The 9661-nt window shown below is 72.5% G+C and carries 9 protein-coding genes; 6 read left to right on the top strand and 3 right to left on the bottom strand.

Annotation, left to right across the window (positions count from 1 at the left end; all coding sequences use genetic code 11):
* From MTQ10_RS22650 to purU, 3 genes are all read left to right on the top strand, one after another.
* A partial coding sequence (locus tag MTQ10_RS22650; RefSeq protein WP_247471642.1) for a hypothetical protein occupies positions 1-1117 on the top strand: 1117 nt, incomplete at its 5' end.
* Between the two features lie 273 nt (positions 1118-1390).
* Positions 1391-1891, top strand: a complete 501-nt coding sequence (locus MTQ10_RS22645) for an SCO4402 family protein (RefSeq protein ID WP_247471638.1) — start codon at positions 1391-1393, stop codon at positions 1889-1891.
* 47 nt (positions 1892-1938) lie between these two features.
* Complete coding sequence (purU, locus tag MTQ10_RS22640) at positions 1939-2820, top strand: formyltetrahydrofolate deformylase (RefSeq protein ID WP_247471635.1); 882 nt, start codon at positions 1939-1941, stop codon at positions 2818-2820.
* 111 nt (positions 2821-2931) lie between these two features.
* On the opposite strand, the gene MTQ10_RS22635 is transcribed toward purU, so the two are convergent.
* Both MTQ10_RS22635 and MTQ10_RS22630 read right to left on the bottom strand, forming a co-directional pair.
* On the bottom strand, positions 2932-4383 hold the full coding sequence (locus MTQ10_RS22635; RefSeq protein ID WP_247471633.1) for a zf-HC2 domain-containing protein: 1452 nt from the start codon (positions 4381-4383) through the stop codon (positions 2932-2934).
* The gene (locus MTQ10_RS22630; RefSeq protein ID WP_247471630.1) at positions 4380-4961 is read right to left on the bottom strand and encodes a sigma-70 family RNA polymerase sigma factor; all 582 of its coding nucleotides are present in this window, start codon (positions 4959-4961) and stop codon (positions 4380-4382) included. Before MTQ10_RS22630 ends, MTQ10_RS22635 begins: the two co-directional genes overlap by 4 nt.
* A 355-nt stretch (positions 4962-5316) precedes the next feature.
* Between MTQ10_RS22630 and MTQ10_RS22625 the strand changes: the two genes are divergently transcribed.
* Positions 5317-5697 carry an STAS domain-containing protein gene (locus MTQ10_RS22625; RefSeq protein WP_247471627.1) on the top strand — a complete coding sequence of 127 codons (381 nt, stop codon included), beginning with the start codon at positions 5317-5319 and terminating at the stop codon, positions 5695-5697.
* 501 nt (positions 5698-6198) lie between these two features.
* A complete protein-coding gene (locus tag MTQ10_RS22620; protein ID WP_247471645.1) occupies positions 6199-6666 on the top strand; it encodes an ATP-binding protein in 468 nt (155 codons plus the stop codon).
* A gap of 553 nt (positions 6667-7219) precedes the next feature.
* On the opposite strand, the gene MTQ10_RS22615 is transcribed toward MTQ10_RS22620, so the two are convergent.
* A complete protein-coding gene (locus MTQ10_RS22615) occupies positions 7220-8227 on the bottom strand; it encodes a GlxA family transcriptional regulator (RefSeq protein WP_247471625.1) in 1008 nt (335 codons plus the stop codon).
* Positions 8228-8334: 107 nt separating this feature from the next.
* Here MTQ10_RS22615 and MTQ10_RS22610 point away from each other — a divergent pair.
* A partial coding sequence (locus tag MTQ10_RS22610) for an MFS transporter (protein WP_247471622.1) occupies positions 8335-9661 on the top strand: 1327 nt, incomplete at its 3' end.

The raw sequence follows: 9661 nt of genomic DNA, 5'->3' as shown, positions 1-9661 counted from the left end.
GCCCGGCCCCGCCGCGCCGCAGCCCGGCACGCCGCCCCAGGGCGCCCACGCCGGACCGTCGGCGCACGGGGCACCCACCGACCCCGCCACCCACCAGATCCGCCCGGTCGGCCCCGGCGCGCTGCCGCCCGAGCGGGGTGCCGAGGCGACGCAGCTGCTCGGACAGGGCGCGCAGCCCGGCGCCGGACCGATGCCGGCGGCGGCAGCGGGCCCCGACGCGGAACCCACCCAGTACCTGCCGCCGGTGCCCGTGCCCGGCACCGGGGCGCCCGGCGGACAGCCGCCCTCCGGCTTCGAGAACCTCTTCCGCGACGGCGCCGCAGCCCCCGCCGGCGCCACCCAGCAACTGCCCCGCATCGACGGTGACGCCCCCGGCCACGGCCCCGCCGGCCAGTCCGCTTCGCCCGTGTTCTTCCCGCCGCGCCCCGGCCGCGACGAGGACGGCGGCGACGAACGGCGCCGCAGCGGCCGTACCGGCTCCAGGCTGCCCATGTTCGCGGCGGTCGGCGTGGGCATCGCCGTGCTCGGCGTCGGTGCGGGCGCCCTGCTCGGCAGCTCCGGCGGCGACGACAAGAACGACACCGGCGCGAACGTCTCCGCCACCGCACCCGTCACCCAGTCCTCCCCGTCGGCGTCGCCCTCGGAGTCGGTCGACCCGGCGCAGCAGCAGGCGGTCGCGCTGGACAAGCTGCTCGCGGACAGCGGCAGCAGCAGGGCCGCCGTGATCAAGGCGGTGGCCGATGTGAAGGGCTGCCGCAACCTCGCCCAGGCCGCCACCGACCTGCGGGACGCCGCCAAGCAGCGCAACGACCTGATCACCAAGCTCGGCACCCTCCAGGTGGACAAGCTGCCGAACAACGCGGCCCTGACCGGCGCCCTCCGGGACGCGTGGAAGGCGTCCGCGTCGGCGGACAACCACTACGCGGCGTGGGCCGACCAGATCGCCGCGAACAAGGGCAAGCTGTGCAAGAAGGGCAAGGCCCACTCCACCAACCAGGCGCAGGCCGGCAACAAGGCCAGCGGCACGGCCAGCGAGAAGAAGAAGTCGGCGTCCGGGCTGTGGAACACCATCGCCCGCCAGTACGGCCTCACCGAACGCCAGCCGACCCAGCTGTGACGCGACCGGGGGGCTTCGGCCGCGAAGCCCCCCGCCAGTGAAGCCGCGAGCCCCAGTGAGGCGGCGGGCGAGACCCGTGAGGCGGGAGGGGGTGGTGAGGAAGGTGCGGACGGTGTTTCGCGTGCGTCGCCTGCCGGTCATGGCTCCGCACGATCCCCCCGCAAGACCGATCGGCCGGTGACTCGCGGTCGACGAGGGGTGACGCGGAGGTGAACAACGCGGAGGTGAACAACGGGGTCCGTCCCGCGTGGTTCGCTCGGGATCGTACGATCGATGACTGTGCAAGCTCCGGAGAACTCTTCCCGTCGCGCCCGTCGCTCCTCCACCATGGGCGGCATGCCTGTGAACGACATGCCGTGGTGGCGGTGGCGCAGCAATGTGCGCTCGGCGCTGCACATGCTCTCCGACCCCGCGTTCCAGCGGGACGTGTGGCTGGCCGGTGTCGACGGGTACGGGGATGTCACCGACGCCGTCTACCGGCTCGTCGAGGACACCTGGCTCGACCACTGGTCCGCCGAGAAGTACGTCGGCACGATCTTCCGCGACTCGCAGGAGGCGGCCCTCGTCGACACCGCCGTACTGCGCGTGCTGCGGATCATGCACCAGGTCGGCCCGGACGCCCCGGTCTCCGCCTACCTCGACCACCCGGCGTGGCCGGAGGCGGTCCGCGCGGCCCGCGACGCGCACATACGTCTCGCCGTCAGCGACGGCGAGGACCCCGATGCGCCGCCCCGCAGCCTGGAGGTCCTGCGCATCCTCACGCGGTCCGCGTAGCGGACGGCGTGCTCCCCGGCAGGGCCGGACATGAGACCCTGTCCTGCATGAACGAGCAGTCCCCGCGCGCCGAGGCCCCGGCCGACCAGTACGTCCTGACGCTGTCCTGCCCCGACAAGCAGGGCATCGTGCACGCCGTGTCGAGCTACCTGTTCATGACCGGCTGCAACATCGAGGACAGCCAGCAGTTCGGCGACCACGACACGGGTCTGTTCTTCATGCGTGTCCACTTCTCGGCAGAGTCGCCGGTCACCGTGGACAAGCTCCGCGCCAGCTTCGCCGCGATCGGCGACTCCTTCCACATGGACTGGCAGATCCACCGGGCCGACCAGAAGATGCGCATCATCCTCATGGTCAGCAAGTTCGGGCACTGCCTGAACGACCTGCTGTTCCGCGCCCGTACCGGCGCGCTGCCCGTCGAGATCGCCGCCGTGGTGTCCAACCACACCGACTTCGCCGAGCTGGTCGCCTCGTACGACATTCCCTTCCACCACATCCCGGTGACGAAGGACACCAAGCCGGAGGCCGAGGCGCGGCTGCTGGAGCTGGTCCGTGAGGAGCGGGTCGAACTCGTCGTCCTCGCCCGCTACATGCAGGTCCTCTCCGACGACCTGTGCAAGCAGCTCGCCGGGCGGATCATCAACATCCACCACTCCTTCCTGCCGAGCTTCAAGGGCGCCAAGCCCTACCACCAGGCGCACGCGCGCGGTGTGAAGGTGATCGGCGCGACCGCCCACTACGTGACCGCCGACCTCGACGAGGGTCCGATCATCGAGCAGGAGGTCGAGCGGGTCGGGCACGACGTCACCCCCGAGGGCCTGGTGGCCATCGGCCGGGACGTGGAGTGCCAGGCGCTGGCGCGGGCCGTGAAGTGGCACGCGGAGCACCGCATCCTGCTCAACGGGCGGCGGACGGTCGTCTTCGCCTGAGGCCGCCTACCGGCCGCCCGTGCGCGCGGGCGGCCGGAACCCGTGGTCCACCTCGACGAGTGCCGCCGCACCGGCTGCCCGTGCGTGCGGGCGGCCGGATCGCCGTGTCCGTCACATCCGGCTCAGCGAAGCCGCCGCGTACAGCACGTCCTTGATCGCCTCCCGGTCGCCGACCTGCCCGGCCGCCGCCTCCGTCGGCGGGACGTGGCCCGCGGCCAGGCGGCAGAACTCCACGCCGTCCAGGGCGATATGGGCGACCTCGTGCTCGGCGGAGCCCACCGCGGCGGGGGAATCGAGCGGGATGAGCCACTCGCCGCCGCCCCGGCCCTCGATCTCCAGCCGCAGGCTGCGGCCCGGCTCCCCGGCCGCCACGAGATGCCGCCCCGGACCGGGCGCGGCGAGCCCGGCCTGACGGCGCGCGGCGAGGACCAGCGGCAGCATCCGCGCCGCCAGATCGATCATGGACCGCAGATGCCGTGGGGCCGGCGGGTCGTACGGGTAGTTCACGGCCTCCGCGATGTCCTCGGCGTGCACCCAGCACTCGAAGGCGCGGTCCAGCAGGGCGTCCCGCAGCGGCAGTTCGAAATCGCCGTACGAGATGCCCATACCGCCCGCGCTGCTGCCGGTGAAGGACGCCGTGCGGACGATGGCGTGGTTCTGTTCCCGCCACGGCCCACGCACCGTACGCGTCGGCGGGAATCGCGACGCACGCCAGTACGCCTCCGTGCGCGCTCCGGGTGTGCGGGCCTCGGCACCGGCGGCAGCCAGCGGGTCCTCCAGGCCCATGGCTCGGGCGACGAGCCCGTCGACGGCCACGAGATGCGCGATGACCCCGGCGACGGTCGTACGGCGGCTGGTGGCCTCGTCGTCCGCGAACCAGCGCAGCCGCACCGGCGCGTGCCACTCGGAGTCCCCGAAGTCCTGTAGCAGCGCGTCCAGACGCGCGGTCTCCGCGTCGTACGCCCGCGCCCACTCCGGCACCGGGATGCGCGGCGGGCGCCGGTCCAGGCAGCTCGCCAGGACGCGGGTGCGCAGCGACGGATCGAGGTCGAGGCTCTCCGGGCGCTGCAACAGGCCCACGGCCTCCCGCAGGCGGCGCGCCTCGTCGGCGCAGGGGCCGCAGGTGCCGAGGTGCTCCTCCACCGCCGCGGTCTCCTCCGCGGAGCACGCCGCCAGCGCCCACGCACCGAGCAGCGACTTCAGCACGCCGTGTTCCAGGCGCGGCGGCGCCGGGGCGGGAGGCGGCGGCAGCGGCAGGCCGGTGTCCTCGACGGAGGCCCGGGGCAGCGGTATGCGCGGCTCGCGGTTCGGCGGCGTGCCGCCCTCGGCGCCGTCGCCGGTGCCGCCGTCGTGGCCGCGTCCGCCGGGGCTGTCGGGGCCGTCGTGCGGGGTGCCGTCCTGTGCGGGGCGATCGTGCGCTGTCGTGCCGTGCCGGAAGTCGTCGCCGGTGGGTTTCCCGTCGCCGGCCCCGGGTTTTCCGTGCTCCCCGGGTTTCCCGTGGTTCTCGTCGGCCGGGCCCTCGTCGGGGCCGTCCGGCTCCGCGGAGCGGTTCGCCTCGTTCACGCGGCGCCCCCGTACTCCGGGGGCGCCCCCGGCGCCGGTGTGTCATGGGCGGTGGACAGCAGTTGCAGGCCCAGGCGGAGCCGGCGGCGCGCCTCGTCCTCGGTGACGCCGAGGTCGGCGGCGGTCTGCCGGTAGTCCCGGCGCTGGAAGTACGCCGACTCCAGCGCGGCCCGCAGTGGTGTGGGCATGGCCTGCACGATGTAGTCGGCACGGGCGGCGACGGCGGCGTGACGCACCCGGCGTTCGAGGTCCTCGGCGGAGCCCCGGCCGCCCTGTTCGAGCGCGGCGGTCTCGGTGGCGCGCAGCCGCTGCACGGCGAGCCGGTGGGTCAGCGAGGCGACCCAGGTGCGCAGCGGGCCGGCCTTCGGGTCGTACGTCTCCGGGTGTTCCCAGACGTGGGCGAAGACCTCGCGGGTGATGCCGTCGGCGGCCTGCTCGTCGCCGAGGACGCGGTGGGCGAGGCTGTAGACGAGGGACGCGAACCGGTCGTACAACTCGCCGAGGGCGGCGGCCTCACCGCGTGCCAGGCGCTGCTGCATCTTGCGGTCCCAGCGGGGCGGTGCGTCCTTCTTCGCCATTCGGCCCCCTCTCGGTGCCCGTCGCCCTGGTCCAGCGTGCGCCCATCGTCTCCTCGAATGTAGACGGCACGTCTGACCACGCACGCTCCTTTGTGCCAATGTGCGCCCCCAGTTGTGCCGGAGGTGGTAAGGGGCGCTTCCGGAGCGTTCGCCCCGGGTAGCCGCCCACCCTCTCACCGTCTGATCGGATTTGATGGCTATATGACCTGACTCTGATCGAACAGGATCGAGGGTGACTGAAACAAGCCCCTTGCTGGTCGTCTGCGGTTTTATGTCCCGGGTTTCGGGGAACGGCCGGTGGGCAGCCGCGCTGCAAGGAAGCGTAGGGACTGCTTCCGCTTGGTGAGCGAAAGGCGTGGTGGTGACGTTCAAAGTGACCGACGGCGAGCGCGGCGGGTGGACCGTGCTCCGGGTGTCGGGAGAGCTGGACCTGGTCACGTCCCCGGTGCTGCGGCAGCGGGTGCACGATGTGGTCGCGCAGGGCAGGCACGACCTCGTCCTCGACCTGTCCGAGGTGTACTTCTGCGACTCCAGTGGCATCGGCGTCCTCATCGCCGCCCGTCGGCTGCTGCGCTCCTGCCGGGGCCGGCTGCGCCTGGTGCTCCCCGACGGGGGCTCGGTGGAGGGCTCCCACGTCAACCGGGTCTTCGGCGCGCTCGGGGTGCGCCGGCTCTTCGATGTGCACCACGACCTCGCCGACGCGGTCACCGAGGAGGAACCGCCGCTTTCGGCGTGAGGCGGCACGCGCCGGGCCTGTCTGCGCACGGGCCGGGGGCCGGCGCGCTCGGGCCGGCCCGAAGATGCGCGGTCCGTACGCCCGTGCGATGTCGCGGAATGTGGCATACCGCAGTCACGGAGCGTCGATATCGGGTTGTGTCCTTCACGAGACCCGTCACGGCCCGCAGTCGGGGTGCCCTCCGGTACCTTGTGTGGGATGCGAGTGGTTCGCGGTACGAGCCATGCCGGTGTTGCCTGTTCGACTCCCCTGGATGAGCGTCGCACAGTATGCCGCACGGGTACTCCTTCGCGCTGGAATATGCCCGAAGCGCTTGTTGGGGTGACTGTACGTCAACCAAGCTGTTCTGCAAGGGTTTCACGTTCCGTGATCCAGGCTCCGGCCATTGTTCTGGCCATGCAGAAAATGGCTACGATCGTGGCCCTCGTCGTCATGGTGCTCGCGTGGCGCGCGGCCATGTGTCCGCCGGTTCGGATGGTGTGAGCGGTGCAGGTGCTACAGGTGCAGCTGGAGATCCGGCCCGACCCCGCTGAAGTGGGGCGGGCCCGACGGTGGGCCCGTTCACGGCTCGCCGGGTCGGGCATAGCGGCGGACGAACCGCTGGCCGAGAACCTGATTCTGCTCGTGTCCGAACTGGTCACCAACGCCGTGGTGCACACCGGCTGTCCGGCCGTCGTCCGGCTCTCCCTCACGGGCACCGCCGCCGAACCGGTCACCGTACGGCTGGAGGTCGCCGACCTCAGCGGACACGCGCCCGTGCCGCGCTGCGCGGACGGCGACGCGACCGGCGGGCGCGGACTGGCCCTCGTCGACGGGCTCGCCGACCGGTGGGGCTGGAGCCCCGAGGGCGCGGGCAAGCGCATCTGGTGCGAGCTCGACCGCTGCACATCCCCCGGACCCGCCACCACCACCCGGACCTGCGGCACTTCACTGCCGACGTACGAGGACCTGGCGTACGAGGCGGTGTGACCGGGGCTCACGCACCGGCTCCGAGCAAGCGGTTGCTGTGCCGTGGCCGTCGGTGTCCCGGCGTCGGAGCCGTGCGCCCGGCGCCCGATGAGGGGCACGGGCGCAGAAAGCGCCGGCCGCGACGGCGGCAAGCGCTCGCTTCCACGGTCCCGGCAGGCTGTGCGCCCGGCGTGTGCTTCCGTGCGCGTCCGCGACAAAACAGGCGATAAGTAACATTTTCCCTTCCGTTTGTTGACGTGGCGTGTCCGTTTGATCACGCTTGTGGGCAGCGATTCGCCGCGAGGGGACGGCGAGGCCCCGGATGACGGGTCCTCGGCGAGTGTGGGTCGCGGACGGCGTCGGTTCCCTTGACGGGGCGCTCAGGGCGAAGGGAAGTCGGGGCGGGTGCGCCGGAGTCGGCCGGCGGTGCGTGGCCCCGTGCTCGGGACGGAGCGACGCACCGCCGGCCGTACTGCTGCCCCACTGTCCACAGGCTGTGGATGCGTCACGCGCAGGTACGCACGCGGACGGAGCCCCGTGGAACACGCGGACGGAGCCCGCAGGAGGGGCCGCCTCACACCGTGCTGCCCGCCCGGAAAGTCCGCCGGTACGCCGTCGGTGTCACCCCCAGCGCCGCCTGTAGATGCTGCCGCATCGACTGCGCCGTGCCGAACCCCGCCTGCCTGGCCACCTGGTCCACCGACAGATCCGTCGACTCCAGCAGATGCCGGGCCCGTTCGACCCGCTGCTGGGTGAGCCACTGGCCGGGACTGACCCCGGTCTCCTCACGGAAGCGACGCGTGAACGTCCGTACCGACAGGGACACCTGCGCGGCCATGTCCCGCAACTGGATCGGCTCGTGCAGCCGGCCCAGCGCCCACGCCCGCGCCGCGGTCGTCGTCGCCTGCTGCGGATCGGGCACCGGACGCTCGATGTACTGCGCCTGCCCGCCGTCCCGGTGCGGAGGCACGACCGTACGGCGGGCCACCTCGTTCGCGACGGCCGTACCGTGATCTGCGCGCACCATGTGCAGGCACAGATCGATACCGGCCGCGACACCCGCCGACGTCAGCACATCACCGTCGTCGATGAACAGCACCTCCGGATCGACCCTGACCCGGGGGAACATCCGCTGGAACCGGTCGGCGTCCGCCCAGTGCGTCGTCGCCGGACGCCCGTCCAGCACACCCGCAGCCGCCAGGACGTACGCACCCGTGCAGATCGACGCGAGCCGCGTGCCCGGCCGGATCAGCGCGAACGCAGCCGCCAGCTCCTCCGTCAGCACACCCTCCTCGTACACCGGGCCCAGCTCGTACGACGCCGGGACGATCACCGTGTCCGCCGTCGCCAGCGCCTCCGGGCCGTGTCGTACGTCGATCGCGAAGTCGGCGTCCGTCTCCACCGGGCCCGGCGGACGCACCGAACACGTCACCACCTCGTACAGCCGCCGTCGCTGCGCGTCCCGCGGACGACCGAAGATCCGATGAGGGATACCGAGTTCGAACGGCAGCAGCCCGTCCAGCGCCAGCACCGCCACCCGATGCGGACGGAACCCCCCGCCCCCGTCGACCACCGTCGTCATCACGCCACCTCCCCACGGCCGCCACACGACAGCCTTGGCCCGATCCTAGCGAATGCTGTCCTTCGGGCCACTCGATCATGCCGGGCCCGGACCCGAAGCTCGAACGCGTGACTGAGACAACCGATGCCGCTCCCACCACCGCCGCCGCCCCGAAGCGGCGGACCCGTGTCCACCGCGCGTGGTTCGTCGCCGCCGTCACGTTCGTCACGATCATCGGCGCGGCAGCCTTCCGTTCCCTGCCCGGCCTGCTCATCGACCCGCTGCACCAGGAGTACGGCTGGTCCCGCGGCACCATCGGCGCCGCCGTCTCCGTGAACCTCGCGCTGTACGGCCTCACTGCCCCGTTCGCCGCCGCCCTCATGGACCGGTTCGGCATCCGCCGCGTCGTCGCCGCCGCCCTCACGATCATCGCCCTCGGCTCCGGCCTCACCGTGTGGATGACGGCACCCTGGCAGCTCCTGCTGTGCTGGGGCGTCCTCGTCGGCCTCGGCTCCGGCTCCATGGCACTCGCGTTCGCCGCGACCGTCACCAACCGGTGGTTCACCCGGCGCCGAGGCCTCGTCAGCGGCATCCTCACCGCCGCGTCCGCCTCCGGCCAGCTCATCTTCCTGCCGCTGCTGTCCTGGATGGTCGAGAAGCACGACTGGCGGCCCGCCGCCGTCACCGTCGCGCTCGCCGCGCTCGCCGTCGTCCCCTTCGTCTGGCTGCTGCTCCGCGACCACCCCGCCGACGTGGGCCTCGCCCCCTACGGCTCCCGCACCTTCGTACCCAAGCCCGCCCCCGTGCCCGGCGCCGCCCGCCGCGCCGTCGGCGTCCTGCTGTCCGCCGTACGCACCGGACCCTTCTGGCTGCTCGCCGGCACCTTCGCCATCTGCGGCGCCTCCACCAACGGCCTCATCCAGACCCACTTCGTGCCCGCCGCCCACGACCACGGCATGCCCGTCACCGCCGCCGCCTCGCTGCTCGCCGTCATCGGCGTCTTCGACGTCGTCGGCACCATCGCCTCCGGCTGGTTCACCGACCGCTTCGAAGCCCGCCGCCTCCTCGCCGTCTACTACGCGCTGCGCGGCATCTCCCTGCTGTTCCTGCCGATGCTGCTCGCGCCCAGCGTCCACCCGCCGATGATCTTCTTCATCGTCTTCTACGGCCTCGACTGGGTCGCCACCGTCCCGCCCACCCTCGCCCTGTGCCGCGAGCAGTACGGCGAGGACAGCGCCATCGTCTTCGGCTGGGTCCTCGCCTCCCACCAGGTCGGCGCGGCGGCCGTCGCCTGGCTCGGCGGCATCGCCCGCGACACCTTCGGCAGCTACGACGTCGTCTGGTACGCCTCCGGCGCGCTGTGCGCGGCGGCAGCGCTGATGGCGCTGGTCATCCGCCGCCGCGCACCTGTCTCTTATACCAATCTCCTAGCCCACCGGACTACGCTGCACACGT

The organism is Streptomyces sp. XM83C, from assembly GCF_023072675.1.
GTDB classification, from domain to species: domain Bacteria; phylum Actinomycetota; class Actinomycetes; order Streptomycetales; family Streptomycetaceae; genus Streptomyces; species Streptomyces thermocoprophilus.
This window is presented reverse-complemented; position numbering and strand designations above follow the sequence as displayed.